This is a genomic window from Pseudomonas frederiksbergensis, assembly GCF_000802155.2.
GTDB classification, from domain to species: Bacteria; Pseudomonadota; Gammaproteobacteria; order Pseudomonadales; family Pseudomonadaceae; genus Aquipseudomonas; species Aquipseudomonas frederiksbergensis_A.
Genome location: NZ_JQGJ02000019.1, coordinates 24274 through 46670 on the forward strand (window position 1 = coordinate 24274; position 22397 = coordinate 46670).

At 61.2% G+C, this 22397-nt stretch carries 21 protein-coding genes and 1 pseudogene; 17 read left to right on the forward strand and 5 right to left on the reverse strand.

What is annotated here, in order from left to right; translation table 11 throughout:
- Positions 1 to 68 precede the first annotated feature (68 nt).
- The 3 genes from cgtA to JZ00_RS24485 all read left to right on the forward strand — a co-directional run bounded on the left by cgtA (position 69) and on the right by JZ00_RS24485 (position 3086).
- Complete coding sequence (cgtA, locus tag JZ00_RS24475) at positions 69 to 1292, forward strand: Obg family GTPase CgtA (protein ID WP_039593902.1); 1224 nt, start codon at positions 69 to 71, stop codon at positions 1290 to 1292.
- Between the two features lie 201 nt (positions 1293 to 1493).
- Positions 1494 to 2612, forward strand: a complete 1119-nt coding sequence (gene proB / locus JZ00_RS24480; RefSeq protein ID WP_039593901.1) for a glutamate 5-kinase — start codon at positions 1494 to 1496, stop codon at positions 2610 to 2612.
- A gap of 9 nt (positions 2613 to 2621) precedes the next feature.
- Positions 2622 to 3086, forward strand: a complete 465-nt coding sequence (locus JZ00_RS24485) for a CreA family protein (RefSeq protein ID WP_039593900.1) — start codon at positions 2622 to 2624, stop codon at positions 3084 to 3086.
- A 120-nt stretch (positions 3087 to 3206) separates the two neighbouring features.
- Here the strand turns inward: JZ00_RS24485 and rpsT are convergent, their stop codons facing one another.
- Positions 3207 to 3485, reverse strand: a complete 279-nt coding sequence (rpsT, locus tag JZ00_RS24490; RefSeq protein WP_020798646.1) for a 30S ribosomal protein S20 — start codon at positions 3483 to 3485, stop codon at positions 3207 to 3209.
- A gap of 254 nt (positions 3486 to 3739) precedes the next feature.
- Here rpsT and murJ point away from each other — a divergent pair, with 254 nt between their 5' ends.
- The 6 genes from murJ to ispH all read left to right on the forward strand — a co-directional run bounded on the left by murJ (position 3740) and on the right by ispH (position 11210).
- Positions 3740 to 5278, forward strand: coding sequence for a murein biosynthesis integral membrane protein MurJ (murJ, locus tag JZ00_RS24495; RefSeq protein WP_039593899.1), 1539 nt, complete (start codon positions 3740 to 3742; stop codon positions 5276 to 5278).
- A 130-nt stretch (positions 5279 to 5408) separates the two neighbouring features.
- Positions 5409 to 6347, forward strand: coding sequence for a bifunctional riboflavin kinase/FAD synthetase (ribF, locus tag JZ00_RS24500; RefSeq protein WP_039593898.1), 939 nt, complete (start codon positions 5409 to 5411; stop codon positions 6345 to 6347).
- Positions 6348 to 6360: 13 nt separating this feature from the next.
- On the forward strand, positions 6361 to 9192 hold the full coding sequence (gene ileS / locus JZ00_RS24505; RefSeq protein ID WP_039593897.1) for an isoleucine--tRNA ligase: 2832 nt from the start codon (positions 6361 to 6363) through the stop codon (positions 9190 to 9192).
- A complete protein-coding gene (lspA, locus tag JZ00_RS24510) occupies positions 9185 to 9697 on the forward strand; it encodes a signal peptidase II (RefSeq protein WP_039593896.1) in 513 nt (170 codons plus the stop codon). The genes ileS and lspA overlap by 8 nt, the downstream gene beginning before the upstream one ends.
- Entirely contained in the window at positions 9690 to 10127 is a 438-nt protein-coding gene (fkpB, locus tag JZ00_RS24515) for an FKBP-type peptidyl-prolyl cis-trans isomerase (RefSeq protein WP_030140281.1), read from the forward strand. Before lspA ends, fkpB begins: the two co-directional genes overlap by 8 nt.
- A gap of 135 nt (positions 10128 to 10262) precedes the next feature.
- Positions 10263 to 11210 carry a 4-hydroxy-3-methylbut-2-enyl diphosphate reductase gene (gene ispH, locus JZ00_RS24520; protein ID WP_039593895.1) on the forward strand — a complete coding sequence of 316 codons (948 nt, stop codon included), beginning with the start codon at positions 10263 to 10265 and terminating at the stop codon, positions 11208 to 11210.
- Here ispH and JZ00_RS24525 read toward each other — a convergent pair.
- The gene (locus JZ00_RS24525) at positions 11164 to 11703 is read right to left on the reverse strand and encodes a GspH/FimT family pseudopilin (RefSeq protein ID WP_039593894.1); all 540 of its coding nucleotides are present in this window, start codon (positions 11701 to 11703) and stop codon (positions 11164 to 11166) included. The two genes, ispH and JZ00_RS24525, sit on opposite strands and share 47 nt — an antisense overlap.
- 254 nt (positions 11704 to 11957) lie before the next feature.
- Between JZ00_RS24525 and JZ00_RS24530 the strand changes: the two genes are divergently transcribed.
- The 8 genes and pseudogenes from JZ00_RS24530 to JZ00_RS24565 form a co-directional block, all read left to right on the forward strand.
- A complete protein-coding gene (locus JZ00_RS24530; protein WP_039593893.1) occupies positions 11958 to 12440 on the forward strand; it encodes a GspH/FimT family pseudopilin in 483 nt (160 codons plus the stop codon).
- Positions 12437 to 12898: a type IV pilus modification protein PilV gene (pilV, locus tag JZ00_RS24535; RefSeq protein ID WP_039593892.1), complete on the forward strand. Its 462-nt coding sequence runs from the start codon at positions 12437 to 12439 to the stop codon at positions 12896 to 12898. Before JZ00_RS24530 ends, pilV begins: the two co-directional genes overlap by 4 nt.
- A complete protein-coding gene (locus JZ00_RS24540; RefSeq protein ID WP_039593891.1) occupies positions 12895 to 13608 on the forward strand; it encodes a PilW family protein in 714 nt (237 codons plus the stop codon). The genes pilV and JZ00_RS24540 overlap by 4 nt, the downstream gene beginning before the upstream one ends.
- Positions 13605 to 14099 carry a pilus assembly PilX family protein gene (locus JZ00_RS24545; protein ID WP_411829920.1) on the forward strand — a complete coding sequence of 165 codons (495 nt, stop codon included), beginning with the start codon at positions 13605 to 13607 and terminating at the stop codon, positions 14097 to 14099. The genes JZ00_RS24540 and JZ00_RS24545 overlap by 4 nt, the downstream gene beginning before the upstream one ends.
- The gene (locus JZ00_RS24550; RefSeq protein ID WP_039593889.1) at positions 14086 to 17178 is read left to right on the forward strand and encodes a pilus assembly protein; all 3093 of its coding nucleotides are present in this window, start codon (positions 14086 to 14088) and stop codon (positions 17176 to 17178) included. Before JZ00_RS24545 ends, JZ00_RS24550 begins: the two co-directional genes overlap by 14 nt.
- Positions 17179 to 17188: 10 nt before the next feature.
- On the forward strand, positions 17189 to 17593 hold the full coding sequence (locus JZ00_RS24555) for a type IV pilin protein (protein ID WP_039593888.1): 405 nt from the start codon (positions 17189 to 17191) through the stop codon (positions 17591 to 17593).
- A gap of 57 nt (positions 17594 to 17650) precedes the next feature.
- Entirely contained in the window at positions 17651 to 18751 is a 1101-nt protein-coding gene (gene thiO, locus JZ00_RS24560) for a glycine oxidase ThiO (RefSeq protein WP_039593887.1), read from the forward strand.
- 82 nt (positions 18752 to 18833) lie between these two features.
- Positions 18834 to 19050 (forward strand): annotated as a pseudogene (locus JZ00_RS24565) (DUF6124 family protein); the annotation flags it as partial.
- Positions 19051 to 19147: 97 nt separating this feature from the next.
- Here JZ00_RS24565 and JZ00_RS24570 read toward each other — a convergent pair.
- From JZ00_RS24570 to JZ00_RS24580, 3 genes are read right to left on the reverse strand one after another with little or no spacing between them, the layout of a single operon-like run.
- Positions 19148 to 20494, reverse strand: a complete 1347-nt coding sequence (locus JZ00_RS24570) for a sigma-54-dependent transcriptional regulator (protein ID WP_039593886.1) — start codon at positions 20492 to 20494, stop codon at positions 19148 to 19150.
- Positions 20491 to 22080, reverse strand: a complete 1590-nt coding sequence (locus JZ00_RS24575; protein ID WP_039593885.1) for a two-component system sensor histidine kinase NtrB — start codon at positions 22078 to 22080, stop codon at positions 20491 to 20493. Before JZ00_RS24575 ends, JZ00_RS24570 begins: the two co-directional genes overlap by 4 nt.
- On the reverse strand, positions 22070 to 22303 hold the full coding sequence (locus JZ00_RS24580) for a PP0621 family protein (protein WP_039593884.1): 234 nt from the start codon (positions 22301 to 22303) through the stop codon (positions 22070 to 22072). Before JZ00_RS24580 ends, JZ00_RS24575 begins: the two co-directional genes overlap by 11 nt.
- Positions 22304 to 22397: the final 94 nt, after the last annotated feature.

A 22397-nucleotide genomic window follows, 5' to 3' on the forward strand; every position in this document is an offset into this window, starting at 1 on the left:
CGCTCATTTTTGCAAGAGTCTTATGTCTTGTTTTTTTCGGCTCGTCCGTACGGCGAGAGGCGTGTGTCATGAAGTTTGTTGATGAAGTATCGATTCGAGTAAAGGCTGGCGACGGCGGCAATGGTTGCATGAGTTTCCGTCGGGAAAAGTTCATTGAAAACGGTGGTCCGAACGGTGGTGACGGGGGCGACGGCGGCTCGATCTACATGCTCGCCGATGAAAACCTCAACACCTTGGTGGATTACCGTTACACCCGGCACTTCGATGCCGAGCGTGGCTCCAACGGCGGCAGCACCGACTGCACCGGCAAGAAGGGTGAAGACCTGATCCTGCGCGTGCCGGTCGGCACCACGGTGATCGATTCCGCCACTCAGGAAGTGATCGGCGACCTGACCAAGGCCGGCCAGCGTCTGCTGGTGGCCCATGGCGGTTGGCACGGCCTGGGTAACACCCGTTTCAAATCCAGCACCAACCGTGCGCCGCGCCAGACCACGCCAGGAAAGCCCGGCGAGCAGCGCGACCTGAAACTGGAAATGAAGGTATTGGCCGATGTGGGCCTGTTGGGTCTGCCGAACGCCGGTAAAAGTACCTTCATTCGCTCGGTGTCGGCGGCCAAGCCGAAAGTGGCCGATTACCCGTTCACTACCCTGGTGCCGAACCTGGGCGTGGTCAGTGTCGATCGCTGGAAAAGCTTCGTGATCGCCGACATTCCGGGGCTGATCGAAGGTGCTTCCGAGGGTGCTGGCCTGGGGATTCGTTTCCTCAAGCACTTGTCCCGTACCCGCCTGTTGCTGCACCTCGTCGACATGGCCCCGCTGGATGAAACCAGTGCTGCCGATGCCGCCGAAGTCATCGTCAACGAACTGACCAAGTTCAGCCCGGCCCTGGCCGAGCGCGATCGTTGGCTGGTGTTGAACAAGTGCGACCAGATCCTCGAAGAAGAGCACGAGGAGCGGGTCAAGGAAATCGTTGATCGCCTGGAGTGGGAAGGTCCGGTCTACGTGATCTCGGCCATCGCCAAGGAAAACACCGAGCGCCTCTGCCACGACATCATGCGGTACCTGGAAGATCGCGCCGACCGCCTGGCCAACGACCCGGCCTACAAGGAAGAGTTGGCCGAGCTCGACCAGCGCATCGAAGACGAGGCTCGCGCCCAATTGCAGGCGCTGGACGACCAGCGTGCCCTGCGTCGCAGTGGCGTCAAGTCGGTCCATGACATCGGTGACGACGATTGGGACGAAGAAGATGTGGATGATGAAGACGGTCCGGAAATCATCTACGTCCGCGACTGATGCTCCTCGGTTGAAATCGGATCTGTGGGCGCGGGCTCGTTCCCACAGGTTCAAGTGTTTCAGCGCGGTGTTATCATCGCAGCCAGCCGGTTTCCAAGGCGCCGCTCGATCGAGCGGCGTTTTGGTATCTGTAAAACGCAAATACGAATAATCCCATGGGCGGCGCTGGGTCGCGCCGTTCGCTGGCAAAGGTTGAAGATGATGCGGAGCAAGGTGACGGGTGCGCAGCGCTGGGTCGTGAAGATCGGCAGTGCACTGCTGACAGCGGATGGCAAAGGCCTGGATCGCCAGGCAATGGCGGTGTGGGTCGAGCAGATGGTGGCCTTGCATGAGGCTGGCGTTGAGCTGGTATTGGTCTCTTCCGGGGCCGTGGCCGCCGGCATGAGCCGCCTGGGCTGGACGTCGCGACCCAGCGCGATGCATGAGCTGCAGGCTGCCGCCGCCATCGGCCAGATGGGCTTGGTGCAGGCTTGGGAATCGAGCTTCGCCGAGCATGGTCGCCATACCGCGCAGATCCTGCTGACCCATGACGACCTGTCCGACCGCAAGCGCTACCTCAATGCCCGCAGTACGTTGCGGGCGCTGGTGGAGCTGAAAGTCATCCCGGTGATCAATGAAAACGACACGGTGGTCACCGACGAGATCCGTTTTGGCGACAACGACACGCTGGCTGCGTTGGTGGCGAACCTGGTGGAGGCGGACTTGCTGGTGATCCTCACCGACCGGGACGGCATGTTCGATGCCGACCCGCGCAACAATCCCGATGCCAAGCTGATCTACGAGGCCCGTGCCGACGACCCGGCGCTGGATGCTGTGGCGGGTGGCACCGGCGGTGCGCTGGGGCGTGGCGGCATGCAGACCAAGTTGCGCGCGGCGCGCCTGGCGGCTCGTTCCGGGGCGCATACGATCATCGTGGGCGGCCGGTTGGAGCGGGTGCTTGATCGCCTGAAGGCCGGCGAGCGTATCGGTACCTTGCTGTCACCTGAGCGCGGCATGCTGGCGGCGCGCAAGCAATGGCTGGCCGGGCACCTGCAGACCCGTGGCACGTTGGTGCTGGATGCCGGGGCAGTGTCGGCCTTGTCGCAGGGTAACAAGAGCTTGCTGCCGGTGGGGGTGAAGCTGGTCCAGGGCAGTTTCCGTCGGGGTGAGATGGTGGTGTGCGTGGCGCCGGACGGTCGTGAGATCGCCCGTGGCCTGGCCAATTACAGTGCGCTGGAAGCACAGAAAATCATCGGTCAGTCGTCTGATGCGATTGTCGGTCTGTTGGGTTATATGGCGGAGCCTGAGCTGGTTCACCGTGACAACCTGATCCTCGTCTAAGGAAAAATCATGGGTTTGGCAAAAGGATTGATCGGCTTGCTGTTGGCGATGCCATTGCTGGCTTCGGCCGAGGAAATTGGTCAGGTATCGACCGTTTTCAAATTTGTCGGGCCGAATGACCGGATCGTCGTCGAGGCGTTCGATGATCCCAAGGTCGATGGCGTGACCTGTTACCTGTCGCGAGCCAAGACGGGTGGGGTGAAAGGTGGTCTCGGGCTGGCCGAGGATCGTGCCGAAGCATCCATCGCCTGTCGGCAGGTTGGACCGATCAGCTTCAAAGGCGAGCTCAAGGACGGCGAAGAGGTGTTCCGTGAGCGCACTTCGCTGGTGTTCAAGACCATGCAGGTGGTGCGTTTCCTCGACAAGAAGCGCAATACGCTGGTGTACCTGGTCTACAGTGATCGCGTGATCGAGGGCAGTCCGCAGAATGCGGTGACGGCGATTCCGATCTTGCCTTGGGCGCGGGCTCAATAACCTACGCAAAAAAACTGTGGAAGCGAGCAGGCTTGCTCCCGCAGTTTTTTTGCGATGTGCGGACAAAACGCAGGCAATAAAAAACCGACCCTGAGGTCGGTTTTTTAACGAGCGCGTCGCTTAGGCAGCAGCGGCAACGTTCAAGGCCTTTACGTGGCCATTCAGGCGGCTCTTATGGCGAGCAGCCTTGTTCTTGTGGATGATGCCTTTATCGGCCATACGGTCGATAACTGGCACAGCCAGAACGTAAGCAGCTTGTGCTTTTTCAGCGTCTTTTGCGTCGATGGCCTTGACTACGTTTTTGATGTAGGTACGGACCATGGAACGCAGGCTGGCGTTGTGGCTGCGACGCTTCTCAGCCTGTTTTGCACGTTTTTTGGCGGAAGGTGAGTTGGCCACCGTCGAGCTCCTCGAAAGACTTTTTAGGAAATAGCAAACAAAATAGGCCGCGAATCATGCCGATGAGTTGAGGTCTTGTCAAGGGCGGGTGACACGTTCCGCTGAATGGCAGGTGCGGCGCACCGAATGATTTCTTTCCGGCGTGCGACCTGTAAACTCGCGGGCTTTGGCGCTGTGCTGTTTAGCGGCGCGGAGTATCGCATAAGTGGGCGCATTGTTCGCCTGCTGTTTATCGACAGGCAAAAACTCTTTTCATGAACCTGCTCAAATCGTTGGCTGCCGTCAGCTCTATCACGATGCTTTCCCGCATCCTGGGTTTCGTTCGCGATACGCTGATTGCCCGGATCTTCGGTGCCGGAATGGCCACCGACGCCTTCTTTATCGCGTTCAAGTTGCCCAACCTGCTTCGGCGAATCTTTGCCGAAGGGGCCTTTTCCCAGGCCTTCGTACCGATCCTGGCGGAATATAAAAGCCAGAAGGGCGACGAAGCGACCCGCACATTCATCGCCTACGTGACGGGTTTGCTGACCCTGGTGCTGGCGCTGGTCACGGCCGCCGGCATGCTTGCCGCACCTTGGGTGATCTGGGCCACCGCGCCAGGCTTTACCGATACGCCGGAAAAATTCCAGCTCACCTCCGATCTGTTGCGGGTGACCTTTCCTTATATATTGCTGATCTCCCTGTCGTCGCTGGCCGGGGCGATCCTCAACACCTGGAACCGGTTCTCCGTGCCGGCCTTCGTGCCGACGCTGCTCAATGTCAGCATGATCGTGTTTGCGTTGTTCCTGACGCCGTACTTCGATCCGCCGGTAATGGCCCTGGGTTGGGCGGTATTGGTGGGTGGCCTGGCGCAGTTGCTGTATCAACTGCCGCACCTCAAGAAGATCGGCATGCTGGTGCTGCCGCGGCTGAACTTGCGCGACAGCGGCGTCTGGCGGGTCATGAAACAGATGTTGCCAGCCATTCTCGGCGTTTCGGTGAGCCAGATTTCCCTGATCATCAACACCATATTTGCCTCGTTCCTGGTGGCCGGTTCGGTGTCATGGATGTATTACGCCGACCGCTTGATGGAATTGCCATCCGGCGTACTGGGCGTGGCGCTGGGCACGATCCTGCTGCCGACCCTGGCCAAGACCTACGCCAGCCAGGATCGCCATGAGTATTCGCGGATCCTCGACTGGGGGCTGCGCCTGTGCTTCGTGCTGGTCCTGCCTTGTGCCTTGGCGCTGGGGATTCTCGCCGAGCCGCTGACGGTTTCGCTGTTCCAATACGGTCAGTTCAATGCCTTTGACGCATTGATGACCCAGCGAGCGTTGATCGCCTATTCGGTGGGACTGCTCGGAATCATCGTGATCAAGGTCCTGGCGCCGGGTTTCTACGCCCAGCAGAACATTCGCACGCCGGTGAAGATCGCGGTCTTCACCCTGGTAATGACGCAACTGTTCAACCTGCTGCTTATCGGCCCCCTGGCCCACGCCGGCCTGGCCCTGGCGATCAGCGCGGGTGCCTGCCTCAACGCCGGCCTGCTGTTCTATCAGCTGCGCAAGCAGAAGATGTATCAACCACTGCCGGGCTGGGGCAAGTTCGGCTTCAAGCTGCTGGTCGCCGTGGCGGTGATGTCGGCGGTGTTGCTGGCGGGGATGCATTTCATGCCGGCTTGGGGCGAAGGGCAGATGCTTGAGCGTTTCCTGCGCCTGGGCGTGCTGGTCGTGGCGGGCGTGGTGGCATATTTCGGCATGCTGCTGCTGATGGGATTCCGTTTGCGCGACTTCAACCGCAAGGCCTTGAGCTGAGCGCGCGCTCATCCATGATCACAGGCCCGACGGCGGTTTTGTCGGTTCGATCACTTTGGGTTACGGTGTTGCCTGTCACCGACCGCCGGGTGTGGTTATAATCGGCCACTTTATGAGCAAGAAGCGCGTTATGCAGCTGGTTCGAGGCCTCCACAACCTGCGTCCCCGACATCGGGGCTGTGTCGCCACTATTGGCAACTTCGACGGTGTCCACCGTGGCCACCAGGCTATCCTGGCGCGGCTGCGCGAGCGTGCGCTGGAGTTGGGCCTGCCCAGCTGCGTGGTGATCTTCGAGCCGCAGCCACGGGAATTTTTCGCCCCGGACACCGCCCCGGCCCGTCTGGCCCGGTTACGCGACAAACTGCAACTGCTGGCCGCCGAAGGCGTCGATCGGGTCCTTTGCCTGGCTTTCAACCAGCGCCTGAGCCAGCTCAGTGCCGCCGAGTTCGTCGACACAATCCTGGTGGATGGTCTCGACGTGAAGCATCTGGAAGTTGGCGACGATTTCCGTTTCGGTTGCGACCGGGCCGGGGATTTTGACTATTTGCAACAGGCCGGCATCGCCCAGGGGTTTACCGTCGAAGCGGCGCAGACCGTCGAAATGGATGGTTTGCGCGTTAGCAGCACCCAGGTCCGCAATGCCTTGGCGGCGGCCGACTTCGAATTGGCCGAGCGCTTGCTCGGCCGCCCGTACCGGATTGCCGGGCGGATCCTGCACGGGCAGAAGCTGGCGCGCCAACTGGGTACGCCAACGGCCAACGTGCAGCTCAAGCGACGTCGCGTGCCGCTGACCGGGGTATTCCTGGTGAGTGTCGACATCGACGGCAAGACCTGGCCCGGCGTCGCCAATATCGGCGTACGCCCCACGGTGCAGGGAGATGGCAAGGCCCATCTCGAAGTACACATTCTGGATTTTGCCGGCGATCTGTATGACCGGCGTTTGACGGTGGTTTTCCACCAGAAGCTGCGTGAAGAGCAGCGTTTTGCCTCTCTGGAGGCGCTCAAGACGGCGATCCATGCAGATATCGCCGCCGCCCGTGCCCTTGTCGCAACCAGCGCCAATCGCTAATGAAGAGCCTTAAATGACCGACTATAAAGCCACGCTAAACCTTCCGGACACCGCCTTCCCAATGAAGGCCGGCCTGCCTCAGCGCGAACCACAGATTCTGCAGCGTTGGGACAGCATTGGCCTGTACGGAAAGTTGCGCGAAATTGGCAAGGATCGTCCGAAGTTCGTCCTGCACGACGGCCCTCCGTATGCCAACGGCACCATCCACATCGGTCACGCGCTGAACAAGATTCTCAAGGACATGATCATCCGCTCCAAGACCCTGTCGGGCTTTGACGCGCCGTATGTCCCGGGCTGGGATTGCCACGGCCTGCCGATCGAGCACAAGGTCGAAGTGACCCACGGCAAGAACCTGGGCGCCGACAAGACCCGCGAGCTGTGCCGTGCCTACGCCACCGAGCAGATCGAAGGGCAGAAGTCTGAATTCATCCGCCTCGGCGTGCTGGGCGACTTCGCCAACCCGTACAAGACCATGGACTTCAAGAACGAAGCCGGCGAAATCCGTGCCTTGGCGAAAATCGTCGAGGGCGGCTTCGTGTTCAAGGGCCTCAAGCCGGTGAACTGGTGCTTCGATTGCGGTTCGGCCCTGGCCGAGGCGGAAGTCGAGTACGAGAACAAAAAGTCCTCGACCATCGACGTCGCGTTCCCGATCGCCGATGAAGACAAGCTCGCCGCGGCGTTCGGCCTGGGCAAGCTCGCCAAGCCCGCCTCGATCGTGATCTGGACCACCACGCCGTGGACCATTCCGGCCAACCAGGCGCTGAACGTCCACCCGGAATTCAACTACGCCTTGGTTGACGTCGGCGACAAGCTGCTGGTGCTGGCCGAAGAGCTGGTCGAATCCTGTCTGGTCCGCTACAACCTCCAAGGTTCGGTGATCGCCACCGCCCCGGGCTCGGCGCTGGAACTGATCAATTTCCGCCATCCGTTCTATGACCGTCTGTCGCCGGTGTACCTGGCCGACTACGTAGAACTGGGTGCGGGCACCGGCGTGGTTCACTCCGCACCGGCCTATGGCGTCGACGACTTCGTGACCTGCAAGAAATACGGCATGGTCAACGACGACATCCTCAACCCGGTGCAGAGCAATGGCGTGTACGTGCCGTCGCTGGAGTTCTTTGGCGGCCAGTTCATCTGGAAAGCCAACCCGGCCATCGTCGACAAGCTGACCGAAGTCGGCGCGCTGCTGCACACCACCGTCATCGAACACAGCTACATGCACTGCTGGCGCCACAAGACCCCGCTGATCTACCGCGCCACCGCGCAGTGGTTCATCGGCATGGACAAGCAGCCCTCCAGCGGCGACACCTTGCGCCAGCGCTCCCTCAAGGCCATCGAAGAGACCCAGTTCGTGCCGGCCTGGGGCCAGGCGCGCCTGCACTCGATGATCGCCAACCGTCCGGACTGGTGCATCTCCCGCCAGCGCAACTGGGGCGTGCCGATCCCGTTCTTCCTGAACAAGGAAAGCGGCGAGTTGCACCCGCGCACCGTTGAACTGATGGAAGTCGTGGCCAAGCGCGTCGAAGCCGAAGGCATCGAAGCCTGGTTCAAGCTCGACGCCGCCGAGCTGCTGGGCGACGAAGCGCCGCTGTACGACAAGATCAGCGACACCCTGGACGTCTGGTTCGACTCCGGCACCACCCACTGGCACGTGCTGCGCGGTTCGCACCCGATGGGCCACGAGAGCGGCCCACGCGCCGACCTGTACCTGGAAGGTTCGGACCAGCACCGTGGCTGGTTCCACTCGTCCTTGCTGACCGGTTGCGCCATCGACAACCACGCGCCGTACCGCGAGCTGCTGACCCACGGCTTCACCGTCGACGAGTCCGGCCGCAAGATGTCCAAGTCCCTGGGCAACGTGATCGCGCCGCAGAAAGTCAACGACACCCTGGGCGCCGACATCATGCGCCTGTGGGTGGCGTCCACCGACTATTCCGGCGAGATGGCCGTTTCCGAGCAGATCCTGCAGCGCAGCGCGGACGCTTACCGTCGCATCCGTAACACCGCGCGCTTCCTGCTCTCGAACCTGACCGGCTTCAACCCGGCCACCGACCTATTGCCGGCCGAAGACATGCTCGCCCTGGACCGCTGGGCCGTGGATCGTACTTTGCTGCTGCAACGCGAGTTGCAGGAGCACTACGGCGAATACCGCTTCTGGAACGTCTACTCCAAGATCCACAACTTCTGCGTGCAGGAACTCGGTGGTTTCTACCTCGACATCATCAAGGATCGCCAGTACACCACCGGCGCCAACAGCAAGGCGCGCCGTTCGTGCCAGACCGCGCTGTTCCACATCAGCGAAGCGCTGGTGCGCTGGATCGCCCCGATCCTGGCGTTCACCGCCGATGAGCTGTGGGAATACCTGCCGGGCGAGCGCAACGAGTCGGTGATGCTCAATACCTGGTACGAAGGCCTGACGGAACTGCCGCAAGGCTTCGAGCTGGACCGTGCGTATTGGGATCGCGTAATGGCGGTCAAGGCGGCGGTCAACAAGGAAATGGAGATCCAGCGGGCGGCCAAGGCCGTCGGCGGAAACCTGCAGGCCGAAGTGACCCTTTATGCCGAAGACGCCTTGAGCGCCGACCTGGCGAAGCTGGGCAACGAGCTGCGTTTCGTGCTGATCACCTCCACCGCCAGCGTTGCACCTTTCGTGCAGGCGCCGACCGATGCGGTGACCACTGAAGTCAGCGGCTTGAAGTTGAAGATCGTCAAGTCGAACCACACCAAGTGCGCCCGTTGCTGGCATTGCCGCGAAGACGTCGGCGTGAATCCGGAGCACCCGGAAATCTGCGGTCGTTGCGTCGACAACATCAGCGGCAGCGGCGAGGTTCGCCACTATGCCTAATGCAGCGGGCCGTTTCGGTCGGTTGGGCTGGCTCTGGTTGAGCTTGCTGGTTCTGGTCATCGACCAGGCCAGCAAGTACTACTTCGAGAACGCGTTGACGATGTACCAGCAGATCGTGGTCATTCCCGACTACTTCAGCTGGACGCTGGCCTACAACACCGGCGCGGCGTTCAGTTTCCTGGCCGACAGTTCGGGCTGGCAGCGTTGGCTGTTCGCCCTGATCGCCATTGTGGTCAGCGCCGTGCTGGTGGTCTGGCTCAAGCGCCTGGGGCGTGACGAAACCTGGCTTGCCGTGGCGCTGGCCTTGGTCCTGGGTGGTGCGCTGGGCAATCTCTATGACCGGGTTGCCTTGGGGCACGTGATCGATTTCATTCTGGTGCATTGGCAGAACCGCTGGTATTTCCCGGCGTTCAACTTTGCCGACAGCGCCATCAGCGTGGGCGCCGTGATGCTCGCGTTGGATATGTTCAAGAGCAAGAAAACCGGAGAAGCCGTCCATGACTGAGCAGCGTATCGCTCAAAACACCGAAGTGAAGCTTCACTTCGCCCTGCACTTGGAAAACGGCGACACCGTCGACAGCACCTTTGACAAGGCACCGGCGGTGTTCAAGGTCGGCGACGGGAACCTGCTGCCGGGCTTCGAGGCGGCTATCTTCGGTTTCAAGGCCGGCGACAAGCGCACCGTGGTCGTGCCACCGGAAAACGCCTTTGGTCAGCCCAACCCGCAAAACGTGCAGACCATGCCACGCTCGCAATTCCAGGACATGGAGTTGTCCGAGGGCTTGCTGGTGATTTTCAACGACGCGGCCAATACCGAATTGCCGGGTGTGGTAAAGGCTTTCGACGACGCCCAGGTGACCGTGGACTTCAACCATCCATTGGCGGGCAAGACCTTGAATTTCGAAGTGGAAATTCTTGAGGTCAAGGCGGTTTAAGGTTTAACGGCAATTATCGCCCCCACAATACCTGTGGGAGCGAGCTTGCTCGCGAAAGCTGACTCACAGCCACCGTCGAGCTGACTGACCCACCGCTTCGCGAGCAGGCTCGCTCCCACAGACACGAGGCACAGCATGCAAATCAAACTCGCCAACCCCCGTGGCTTCTGCGCCGGCGTGGACCGGGCGATCGAAATCGTCAACCGCGCCCTGGAAGTCTTCGGGCCGCCGATCTACGTGCGCCATGAAGTGGTGCACAACAAGTTCGTCGTCGAGGACCTGCGCAATCGCGGGGCCATTTTCGTCGAGGAACTGGATCAGGTGCCGGATGACGTCATCGTGATCTTCAGCGCCCACGGCGTGTCCCAGGCGGTGCGTACCGAAGCCGCTGGCCGTGGCCTGAAAGTGTTCGACGCCACATGCCCGCTGGTGACCAAGGTGCACATCGAGGTCGCGCGCTACAGCCGCGACGGTCGCGAATGCATCCTGATCGGCCATGAGGGCCACCCGGAAGTCGAAGGCACCATGGGCCAGTACGATGCAAGCAACGGCGGCGCGATCTACCTGGTCGAGGACGAGGAAGACGTGGCGGCACTGCAGGTGCGCAACCCGGAAAAGCTTGCCTTCGTCACCCAGACCACCCTGTCCATGGACGACACCAGCCGGGTCATCGACGCCTTGCGTTCGCGCTTCCCGGCCATTGGCGGACCGCGCAAGGATGACATCTGCTACGCCACCCAGAATCGCCAGGACGCGGTCAAGCAACTGGCCGACGAGTGCGACGTGGTCCTGGTCGTCGGCAGCCCGAACAGCTCCAACTCCAACCGCTTGCGCGAGCTGGCCGAGCGCATGTCCACCCCGGCCTACCTGATCGATGGCGCCGAAGACATGCAACGCAGTTGGTTCGACGGCGTCGAGCGGATCGGCATTACCGCCGGTGCGTCCGCCCCGGAAGTCCTGGTGCGCGGCGTGATCCAGCAATTGCAGGCTTGGGGCGCAACCGGCGCCGATGAGTTGGCTGGCCGTGAGGAAAACATTACGTTCTCGATGCCGAAGGAATTGCGCGTCCGCTCCCTGCTTTGAGTCCTTTTGCACACAAGGCCTGCTCGGCCTTGATACTTTCCAGGCGGACGCGACCGGAAGGCGCCAGTATCACTTGATGATGGCTGACCGGCCCGCGTTTGGCGCACACATGCAGCGTGCCGGCCTGGAACGAGCCATTGGAGTGGAGCGCTTCGCCCTGGCTGCCGAACCTCACCCTGCGTTTGACCGGCGAGTTGCCGATCACCCGGGCGCGTGCAGTGCGCTCCATCAGCAAGGTTTGCTCCTTGTCGTCCAGCATGATCCGCCAGCCGTTGCCCCAATCGTTGTCTATCCCTTGTATCAATACACGACGGTTGCGCGTGATGGCTTCGCTGCGGGCGCTGCGCAATCCGCTGAGCAGCAACTGCGCCGTGTCCTCGCGCTGGATGGATTCGATCAGTTCTTTGTAGCTTGTGCCGGCCCAAGGCAGAACAATCGCGGCAATTGCCAGTCCCATAAGCAGTTCGAGCAGGCTGAAGCCCTGTTGGTACATGACGTCTCCTCCCTGGAGATTGTGGAGCGGACTAAAAACTTATGAATCATTGGTGGCGAGGGGTTTTATCCCCGCTGGGCTGCGAGCAGCCCCCAAACCAGGCCTCGCGGGGTTCAAGCAGGAACGAATCAACATCATTGGGGCTGCTGAGCAGCCCAGCGGGGTTAAATCCCCTCGCCAAAGGTTGCACATATGGCGGTGGTTTGTTCTAGCGTTGTAGAAGCAGGTATAGCCGACGGCAACGGAGGGCATCGATGGATCTTCGTACAAAAGGTTTCACGCTGATCGAGCTGCTGGTGGCCCTTGGCGTGCTGCTGATCCTGATCACCATGGCGGTGCCGTCGTTCACCGGTTCGCTGCAAAGCAGCAAGGCCGATACGGAGATCGGCGACCTGCGCCGCGCCTTGAACTTCGCGCGAATGGAAGCGATCAATCGTGGCATTACCACGCGCATTCGCCCGACGACGCAGGGCGGTGCCTGGAGCGGTGAATTGATCGTGTACGACAACACGGGCAATCCGGCCAACCCGACCGATGTGTTGCGGGTTGTTCCAGCGATGGGCAGCGGCGTGACTCTGACGCTAACCTCAGAAGTGACCGGTATCGATTTCAACAACCTGGGCGGATTATCGGCACCGGCCACTCCGGTGGGCTTCAGTTACGTACGGGGGGCGCAGAGCAGGACGCTCAATGTTTGCCTCAATGGACGCATTGTATTGGATGGAAGTTGCGGATGAAGGGTTGCAGTAGAAGAGCGCAGGAGGGCATGACGCTGATCGAGGTGCTGGTGGCGGTGCTGATCCTGGGCGTAGGCTTGCTGGGGGCGGCAATGGTCCAGCTCAACGCGCTCAAGTACACCGACAGCTCGCGCATGACCAGCCAGGCCAGCTTCATCGCCTATGACCTGCTGGACCGCATCCGCGCCAATTCCGCCGCCGACTACACCATCACACCGCCCACCTCGCCCAATCTCAGCGTGACCCGGGACCAGGACCTGTATGACTTCAAGACCAACATCGTCGCCTTCGGCGGCGCCACGGCAACCGGCACTGTCGCGCTGAACCAGCGGGTCTACACCATCACCATTTCCTGGGACGATGCCCGGGCCGCCAACACGACCGATGCGGCCGAAGCACGGCGCAGCTTCGTGTTGACCAGCCGCGTCGCCGTCGATCCGGTGGCGACGCCGCCATGAACAGACGCAGCCGGGGCTTCGGCCTGATCGAATTGATGATCGCGCTGGTGATCAGCCTGGTCGTCGTGTTGGGCGTCGTGCAGATTTTCATCTCCGCCAAGAACACCTATGTCAGCCAGAACGCTGCGGCGGTGATGCAGGAAGACGCACGGTTTGCCTTGAGCAAGATGGTCCAGGAGATTCGCATGGTGGGCATGTTTGGCTGCCTGGCGAGCATTACCGATGCCTCTTCGAACAACGATTTCGCCGCCAGCCAAATCACACCGATTCGCTGGGACAACGCCAACCGCAGGTTGACCCTGGTGACGGCCGACATCGGCAACAGCGGCGGCACGCCGGCCTGGACCATCATTTCCGATTGCCGTAACACGGCGACCGCCTACACCGACGCACGAATCCCGGCGAGCGGGCAGTTGGCCTTTCCGATCCGTCGGCTGGTCTACGGCTTCACCAACAATCAACTGCTCCTGGGCAGTGGCCGAGGTAACCCGACCATGGCGGTGCTGGTGGACAACGTGCGGGCGTTCGACGTGATGTTTGGCGTGGCCGGCAGCGCAACGGACATCGCCGCCAGCAGCTACAGTGCCAACCCTACCGACCCGGCGCTGATCCGCAGCGTGCGCCTGACGCTGACGCTGTTCGATCCAAAGAACAGCGTGCGCGACCAGACCTTCAACGTGGTCGCCGCCTTGCGCAACCGGCTGCTATGAGGAGGCAATCGATGAACTCGACAAGCCTCAAGCATCGCCAGCGCGGTATGGCGTTGCTGGTCAGCCTGGTCTTTTTGCTGCTGCTGACGCTGATCGGCCTGTCGTCGATGCAGAGCGCCACGCTCCAGGAAAAAATGACCAGCAGCGTCATGCAGCGCAACCAGTCGTTCCAGTTGGCCGAGGCAGCGCTGAGAGTGGGGGAGAGCGCGGTGCAGGTCGAGACGTATTCATTGCCGGTCTGCACCACCACGGCCCAATGTGCCCCACCGGCCGAATCTGCGACGGTGAACGCGGCGGGGCGCAACTCGTCGTCGGGCGTGCTCTGGGTGGCTGCCGCGGGCGGGTTTTATGGCGTGCAGAACATCGGCACGACGGTTACGGCAGTCAACGTGCCGATCAATACCTCGGCGACGCTGTACCGGATCACCGCGGTGGCTGTAGTGGGCAATAACCAGCGCAGCGTGGTGGAGAGCATCTATGCGAAATATTAGGGCGCTGCGGGGCTGGTTGTGGGGAGTGTTGCTCAGCCTCTACCTGACGGCTCCGGCGTACGGCTTCACGCCTTCTGAATCACCATTGTTGAGCGCGGCGGCGGTGACGCCCAACGTGATGCTGCTGATCGACGATTCGGGGAGTATGAACAATATTATCTGGGCGGCGGGGTTTGACCCGGCGGCGACGCAGACGCGCACGTTCGCGTGTAACTCCAGTAGCAGTTGCAACGACAGATATGAGTTGGACCTGGACGATTCGAACATCCTGTTGGTGGGGCTTTTACGGGGCGGCTGCTCGTCTGGTTGGCACGGCTTCTATCGATCCGGTATCGGGCGGATCTGTCTGCGGCTGCCGGATCCCGTGGGTGGCGGTAACACCCGTTATACTGCCCGGTACCTGGCCTATCTGGTGACCCTGGCCAACGGCTCCAGCCGGGACTTCACCACGGGCACGATTCCCAACGACTACCGAATCAACGTCGCGCGGGATGTCTCGACCGACCTGGTCGCCAACAACCGCGCCCTGCGCATCGGCCTGGCCACCTTCAACCCGCCCAACAGCAGCAATTCGGGCCCGGGTGGCTATATTGCCCGGGCCATCAGCGATCTATCGCCAGTGAGTGGCAGCGTCACCCAGACCCAGGCCAACAGCAACTACAGCGCCCTGATCAATGCCATCAACGGCCTGGGCGCCGTGGCAAACACCCCATTGGCCGAAAGTTACTACGAAGTCACTCGCTATTTCCGTGGCATGGCGCCGTATTACAACGGCACCCCCAGCACCTACACCAGCCCGATCCAGTATCGATGCCAGAAGAACTTCGGTGTCGTGATCACTGACGGCCTGCCCACTTATGACCGAACGTTTCCGACCAATGACCCACAGGGCGGATCCCGCCTGCCTAATTGGGACGGTATCAGCAGCAACGACGGAGCCGATCCGCTCGGCAATGCGGAGGGCGACACGCTTTACCTGGATGACATCGCCAAGTTCGCCTTCGACATCGACATGCGCTCCACCGGTACCGACGTCACGGGGAAAAGTTGGGATGGGGCCGAATTTGGCCGGCAATATCTCAATACCTACACCGTAGGATTTGCCGTTACCAACCAGATGCTCTCCGACGCCGCTCGTTATGGCGCGGGCAAATATTATCCGGCCACCAACAGCGAGGGCCTGAGCTCGGCGCTGTCATCGGCCCTCAGCGACATCACCTCCAAGGCCGGTTCTGGAGGCGGCGGCACCAGCAATGGCGCCACGCTTACCAGCACTTCGAGTTTCTACCAGACCACCTATGATCCCAAGGATTGGCGCGGCACCATAAGAGCGTTCGGCTTCAACTCCACGGGAACGGTCAACACGGCGGCGGCGCAATGGACCACCGATACCGCCATCGTGCCCGGCGCAACGGCGCCGATCTATCAGTCCTGGAACACCGCGACCAACGTGCCGGTAACCCTGGCCTACGGCAACTTCTCGCCGGCCCAGCAGGCCAGTTTGAGCCAAGGCCTGCCAACGGGTGTCACCGGCAACGACCTGGTGGAGTGGAGCAAGGGTGTCAACAGGACCGGGCTGAAGGTGCGCAGTGTCTTGCTCGGGGACATCATCAACTCTCCGCTGGTGCTGGCTTCACCCAACGACCAGACCGCTTCGGACCTGGTGAACGACACCAGCTACAGCACCTACCTGACGACCAAGGCCGCGAACATGAACGCCAGCCTGGTGGTGAACGCCAACGACGGTTTCTTCAGTGTCATCAACAGTACGAACGGAACCCGGCGTTACGCTTATATGCCATCGAGCGTCCTGCCCTCATTGCAGTTCATCGCTGATCCCAGCTACATCAACGGCGTGAGCCATAAGTTCCTGGTGGACGGGCAGGTCGGCGTCTTTGATGCGCAACTGGGCAGCGTCTGGAAAACCCTTGCCCTGGGGGGAACCGGCGCGGGTGGCCGGGCTTTCTATGCGGTGCAGCTGTTCGATGCATCGGCGGGCAACGCGATACGGGCGTTGTGGGAGATCAGCGCGCCGACCGTTGCCAACACGGCCAACGCATTCAATGACCTGGGCTACGCCTACGCGCGCCCTGAAGTGGCACGGCTGGCGGATGGCCGCTGGGCCGCTTTCATTTCCAATGGTTACGGTAGCAATACCGGTGTGGCGGCGCTGTACGTGGTGGACATTCGCGACGGTTCGCTGATCCGGAAAATCGTCGTCAACAGCAGCGAAACCAATAACGGCCTGTCCTCGGTCAAGCTTCGGGTCAACTCGCAGAACGTGGTGCAGGCCGCCTACGGTGGTGACTTGAGAGGACGGATGTGGAAATTCGACCTCAGTGGTACTTCTCCGAATACCTGGGGCCTGGCATTTGCCGGCCAGCCGTTATTCACCGCGCCCGGTGGCGCAACGCAACCGATCACCGCACAACCCCTGCTGGCGGAGAACCCTCAGGGAGGCATCCAGGTGTTTTTCGGCACGGGTAAGTTCAATGAGTCCGTGGACAAGCTAAACAAGGATTTGCAGGGGTTCTATTCGATCTGGGACGCTGCCGGCGGCACGGGGCAGATGACCGTCGCGAACCTGCAGGCCCAGTCGATCACCAGTATCTTTTCCGGTACCACCGGGCAATTTGTCACCACCAGCCAGAACAACGTCGCTTATCCCACCCAAAAGGGCTGGTATCTGCCTCTGATATATAACAACGCGTTGACCGGTGAGCGGGTGATCAACCCGGCCAACCTGGTGCTTGGACGCGTTGTCTTTACCACCGCCGCCGTGGACACCACCGACCCTTGCGCCAGCTTTGGTACCGGCAAACTGATCGAAGTGGATGCGTTCAACGGTAAGATGCTCAACTATGCGGTACTCGATACCAACAACGACGGTTCGCTCAACAGCCTCGACACGATTTCCGCGGGGGTGGTGTTCACGGGCGGTATCCCGACCCTGAGCGCCGTCGTCAGTGCCAACGGGGCCACTAACATGATCGTGAACGATTCCGGCGGCGGTATCACCGACCTGCTGGGCAAAGCCGTCGGCGGCAGCCGCCGCATCATGTGGCGACAAATACAGTGAGAGGCAAGGCATGCACAGATCCAACCGTGGTTTCACCTTGATCGAAATCATGATCGTCATTGCGATCATCGGTATCGTGATCACCATCGGCTATCCGAGCCTGACCGAGTACATGAAAAAGGCCCGGCGTACGGAGATCGCCTCGCTGTTGTCGGAGCAGGCGCAGATCCTCGAGCGTCATTACTCGAAGAACAACGTCTACACCAACGCGACCGGCCTGAGCACCGGCAATGATTTCTACACCATTACCCCGACGACGCTGACGGACCAGGCCTTTACTCTTACAGCCTTGCGCAAGAGCGGGTCGTCCATGGCGACGGACAAATGCGGTGATTTCACGATCAACAACACCGGCAAGCGGGACATAGTCAACTCCGCCGCCGACGTGACCGCCAAGGATTGCTGGGGCCGCTGAGTTTTTCTTTTTCCGGGCGCTGTCTCGCGCCCTCTGTCTTGTGAGCCGAAACAGAACATGACCAAGCAACAGCAAGTGGTGATCGTTGGCGGCGGAGTCATTGGCCTGCTGACCGCATTCAATCTCGCCTCCGAAGGGCAGCGCGTCGTCCTGCTGGACCGTTCCGGCGTTGGCCAGGAGTCATCCTGGGCCGGTGGCGGTATCGTTTCGCCGTTGTACCCGTGGCGTTATAGCCCGGCGGTCACTGCGCTGGCCCATTGGTCGCAGGATTTTTATCCACAGCTGGGCGAGCGCTTGTTTGTCGCTACCGGAATTGATCCGCAGGTGCATGTCACCGGCCTGTATTGGCTGGACCTCGACGACCAGGACGAAGCGCTGGCCTGGGCCGAGCGGGAAGGGCGTCCGCTGCGGGCTGTGGATATCTCCGAGGTCCACGACGCGGTGCCGGTGCTCGGTTCGGGATTTTCCCGGGCGATTTACATGGCGGACGTGGCTAATGTGCGTAATCCGCGATTGGTGAAGTCGCTCAAGGCAGCCTTGCTGGCGCTGCCCGATGTCACGCTTCATGAGCACTGCGAAGTCAGTGGATTCATTCGCGACGGTGGACGTGTGGTGGGCGTGCACAGTTCTGCTGGTGAAATTCGTGGCGATGAGGTGGTGTTGGCCGCCGGTGCCTGGAGTGGCGAGTTGCTCAAGACCTTGGGCTTGAAGTTGCCGGTCGAGCCGGTCAAGGGCCAGATGATTCTCTACAAGTGCGCGTCGGATTTTCTATCGAGCATGGTCCTGGCCAAGGGCCGATACGCGATTCCGCGTCGTGACGGGCACATTTTGGTTGGCAGTACGCTGGAGCGGGAGGGCTTTGACAAGACGCCTACCGACGCGGCGTTGGAGAGCCTGAAGGCTTCGGCGGAGGCGCTTATTCCTGAGCTTGCCGATGCCGAGGTGGTGGGGCATTGGGCCGGGTTGCGGCCGGGGTCGCCGGAGGGGATTCCCTATATCGGCGTCGTGCCGGGGTTCGAGGGTTTGTGGTTGAACTGTGGGCATTATCGCAATGGGTTGGTGCTGGCACCGGCTTCGTGTCGGTTGTTTGTGGATCTGATGTTGGGGCGGCAGCCGGTGGTTGATCCTGTGCCTTATTTACCTTCTGGGCGGTTGTAATTCGTGTACATATCCATTGCTGCGGTAACGGCTGCTTAGGGTTCCGCTCTTACAGCGGGTTACTTTTTTGGCGTCTGAAAAAAGTGACCCGCTGTACACCGTCGCGGCCGGCATTGACACCGAATCCCTCCTCACCAACCTCAGCGAAACCCTGGCCTCAGCCAACGCCACCATCAGCGACCTGGCCTTCGACCTTGAAGGCTCACGACGACAAATCGCCCTGGGCGTACAGCAACTGATTGAACTGGGGTGAATTGCTCGCCAATCGAGTGCTGGACGAGCAGGTACCGGTGGGCTAAAGAAATCGTCGGGTAGAAGGATTGTTCCGTGGCGAGGGGATAAATCCCCTCGCCACAAAGATTTGTATGGCTCTGGCTGAGCTGGATGAACTCGTACTCAATCCAACCCCAACTTCTTCAACCGATATCGCATCGACCGAAACGACAACTTCAATCGTTGTGCCGCCGCCGTGCGATTCCAGCGGGTTTCCTCAAGCGCCTGGAGGATAACCTTGCGCTCGACATCTTCCAGATAGTCTTCCAGGTTATCGACCCGCACCAGATCGGGATTCGCCAGGTCACCAGCAGCGTTGCTTTCGGCAAGCCGCAAGTCGTCAGCCTCGATCTGATGGTGTTCGCAAAGGGTATAGGCTCGTTCGAGCATGTTCTCCAGTTCTCGCACGTTGCCCGGAAAGCGATAGTTGCGCAGGGCCTCGAGCGCCTGTGGATGCAGCGTCGCCGCAGGATTGCCGGTGCCGGCGGCGAGGCGCTGGAGCATGTGGTTGGCCAGTGGTTCGATGTCTTCACGGCGTTCGCGCAGGGGCGGGACGCGCAGCTCGATGACGTTCAGTCGGTAATACAGATCCTGGCGAAAGCGCCCGGCGGCGACTTCGGCGTCCAGGTCTTTATGGGTGGCGCAGAGAATACGTACGTCCACTATTTCTTCCTGCTGCCCCCCAACGGCGCGCACGGCTTTTTCCTGGATGGCCCGCAAGAGCTTGACCTGCATCGTCAGCGGCAGGTCCGCCACTTCGTCGAGAAATAGCGTTCCGCCGTGGGCGGCCTGGAACAGTCCGGGTTTGTCTTCGATGGCGCCGGTAAAACTGCCTTTGCGGTGGCCAAAAAACTCGCTTTCCATCAGCTCCGTGGGAATCGCCCCGCAGTTGACCGGCACGAAGTGCTGGCTGGCCCGCGGGCCTTGTTCGTGGATCAGGCGGGCGACCAGTTCCTTGCCGCATCCCGACTCACCACTGATATATACCGGTGCCTGGCTGCGGGCCAGTTTTTCGATGTGGTTGCGCACGCTGCGCATCGGTGGCGAGTCGCCCAGCAGGCAGCGCTCTACGGTCGCGGTGGGCGTGGTGCCCGGTGACAGGCGCAGGGCGCTGCCGATGAGTTCGCGCAGGCGGGCCAGGTCGACGGGCTTGGTCAGGAAATCGAAGGCGCCGGCCTTGAGGGCATCGATGGCGACTTCCAGGCTGCCGTAGGCGGTGATCATCGCCACGGGCAGTTGGGGATAACATTGCTGGATGTGTTTGACCAGCTCCAGGCCGGTGCCATCGGGCAGGCGCATGTCGGTCAGGCACAGGTCGAAGGCTTCGCCCGCCAGCGTCGATTGCGCCTCGGCCAGGTTCTTGGCGCTGCGGGTGTCGAGTTTCATCCGTCCCAGGGTCATTTCCAGGAGTTCGCGGATGTCCGGCTCGTCATCGACGATCAGGATTCGTTGCCGTGAGCGTGTATTCAAATCTGTTTCCGTCCGTGAGCAAAGGTGATGCGAAAGCAGCCGCCGCCTTGGCGTGGTTTGAAGTCTAGGCGGGCCTGGTTGCTTTCGCACAGCTCACGGGACAGATAGAGCCCAAGGCCGGTGCCCTGGTGGCTGGTGGTGAAGAAAGGTTCGAACAAGTGCGCCTGCTGGTCGGGCGTCACGCCGGGACCGTTGTCGCGGATGTCCAGTGCCGCCAATTGGCTGTGCGGATCGATGAACAGCTCCAGCCAGGCTTCGGCCCGTTCATGGGCCATCGCGCTGTGGCGCCAGGCGTTGCGTAGCAGGTTGTCCAGCACTTGCGCCAATTGGTCGGGGTCCATCAAGGTGATGTAGTCGCCCGGGGCGATGTGCAGGTGCAACTGTTGGTGTGGCGCCGCGCTTTCCCGGGCTTGTTGGACGAATTGCTCCAGCCAGGCGCGTAGATCCAGGCGTTGCGGCGCGGTTTGCTGGCGGCGGGACAGTTGCAGGACATTCTCGATGACGCGGTTCATACGTTGGGAGTGATCTTGAATAATCTGCGTCAGACGCCGGTCCGCGTCGTTCAGTTCCTCGGATTCACGCAGCAATTGTGCGGCGTGGCTGATTGCCCCCAGTGGATTGCGGATTTCATGGGCGATACCGGCGGTCAGGCGCCCGAGGGAAGCCAGCTTCAGTTGCTGGGCGTGTTGGGCCACCTGGGCCAGGTCTTCGAGGAATACCAGGATCTGTTGCTGGTCTTGTGATCCCAGGGCGATGAAGCTGGGCTGCAACGTCAGGCCGCTGCCGCTGATGGTCAGGCTCTGCGGTCGCAGGCTGGGGTTGTTCAGCCACAATTGCAGCCGTTCGACCAAGGCGCTTGATGAGTCATCGATCCGCTGGCCGATCAGGTCATGCATACCCAGCAGGTTCAAGGCGCTTTCGTTGGCCAGTTGTACCTTGCGTTGGCGGTCCAGGACCAGGATGCCGGTGCGCATGCGTTGCAAGATCAGTGCGTTGAGCGCTTCGAGGCTGAGCACTTCGCTGGCCCGTTGCTCGGCAAGGGTTTCGCTGGCTTCCAGTCGTCGGGTCAGGCGTTGCACCAGCAAGGCAGCGGCAAAGCACAAGGCGCCCAGGGTGCCCGCCTGCAGATAACTGCTGGGCCGGCTCGAATCACTGAGGCCGAGCACCAAGGTCGAGCCGACGATGCCGAGGGTGGCCACGGCAGCGAGTAACAGGCCGATCCGGCCTCGCAGCAAAGTATTGCCGATCGCCACCGAGACAATGATCAGGTTACCAATGGCACTGGGAGCACCGCCTGCGACGAAGAACAACCAAGACAACAGCGAGACGTCGGTCAGTGCCAGGCCAAACAGTCGGGCGGGGTGGCGGGTGTTTTCGAGGAATACCACCAACAGGATGTTCAGGATCAGGTACAACCAGCTGCCGCTGCGCAGCAGATCGTCGTTGGCGAACTCCAGGAGGCGGTTGTCCATGTTGCTGGAGATCAACAGCACCAGCGTGATGCCGATGCTGAGGCGGTACAGGTGATAAAGACGCAGCAGGCGCTGCGCCTGTTTGACGCGGGGGCGTTCGGCCTCAGCGATCACGAGTACCCGGGCCTTGCTCGAGATGAGCCTGGCTGCAATACCATTGTTGCTCGAGCGCCAGCGCCCGGTCCCGCGGCAGGTGTACGCCGCAATGGGCGCAGCGAACCATCGGCGGGGCATCCTGCTCGCGGGGCGAGTTGGGCGCGGAAGAGGCGCCCTTGAACTTGCGCCACAGCCATATCGCGGCGGCAATCAATACGATCCAGAACAATAGACGAAGCATGGTGGGCGGCTTTTTGGCTAGAGATCAGGCAGTTTAGCCAAGGACAGGAACGGCGCACAGCGCAATAAAACCCGGGCACAAAAAAGGAGACTCG

Bases quoted from the DNA above. Each gene is read 5' to 3' on its own strand.
- pilV (WP_039593892.1), top strand. From the start codon at position 12,437: ATGAAGGGTTGCAGTAGAAGAGCGCAGGAGGGCATGACGCTGATCGAG.
- JZ00_RS24525 (WP_039593894.1), bottom strand. From the start codon at position 11,703: ATGTACCAACAGGGCTTCAGCCTGCTCGAACTGCTTATGGGACTGGCA.
- cgtA (WP_039593902.1), top strand. From the start codon at position 69: ATGAAGTTTGTTGATGAAGTATCGATTCGAGTAAAGGCTGGCGACGGC.
- JZ00_RS24555 (WP_039593888.1), top strand. From the start codon at position 17,189: ATGCACAGATCCAACCGTGGTTTCACCTTGATCGAAATCATGATCGTC.
- ribF (WP_039593898.1), top strand. From the start codon at position 5,409: ATGCAGCTGGTTCGAGGCCTCCACAACCTGCGTCCCCGACATCGGGGC.
- proB (WP_039593901.1), top strand. From the start codon at position 1,494: ATGCGGAGCAAGGTGACGGGTGCGCAGCGCTGGGTCGTGAAGATCGGC.
- JZ00_RS24485 (WP_039593900.1), top strand. From the start codon at position 2,622: ATGGGTTTGGCAAAAGGATTGATCGGCTTGCTGTTGGCGATGCCATTG.
- lspA (WP_039593896.1), top strand. From the start codon at position 9,185: ATGCCTAATGCAGCGGGCCGTTTCGGTCGGTTGGGCTGGCTCTGGTTG.
- JZ00_RS24530 (WP_039593893.1), top strand. From the start codon at position 11,958: ATGGATCTTCGTACAAAAGGTTTCACGCTGATCGAGCTGCTGGTGGCC.
- JZ00_RS24545 (WP_411829920.1), top strand. From the start codon at position 13,605: ATGAGGAGGCAATCGATGAACTCGACAAGCCTCAAGCATCGCCAGCGC.
- JZ00_RS24550 (WP_039593889.1), top strand. From the start codon at position 14,086: ATGCGAAATATTAGGGCGCTGCGGGGCTGGTTGTGGGGAGTGTTGCTC.
- ispH (WP_039593895.1), top strand. From the start codon at position 10,263: ATGCAAATCAAACTCGCCAACCCCCGTGGCTTCTGCGCCGGCGTGGAC.
- thiO (WP_039593887.1), top strand. From the start codon at position 17,651: ATGACCAAGCAACAGCAAGTGGTGATCGTTGGCGGCGGAGTCATTGGC.
- JZ00_RS24580 (WP_039593884.1), bottom strand. From the start codon at position 22,303: ATGCTTCGTCTATTGTTCTGGATCGTATTGATTGCCGCCGCGATATGG.
- ileS (WP_039593897.1), top strand. From the start codon at position 6,361: ATGACCGACTATAAAGCCACGCTAAACCTTCCGGACACCGCCTTCCCA.
- fkpB (WP_030140281.1), top strand. From the start codon at position 9,690: ATGACTGAGCAGCGTATCGCTCAAAACACCGAAGTGAAGCTTCACTTC.
- murJ (WP_039593899.1), top strand. From the start codon at position 3,740: ATGAACCTGCTCAAATCGTTGGCTGCCGTCAGCTCTATCACGATGCTT.
- JZ00_RS24540 (WP_039593891.1), top strand. From the start codon at position 12,895: ATGAACAGACGCAGCCGGGGCTTCGGCCTGATCGAATTGATGATCGCG.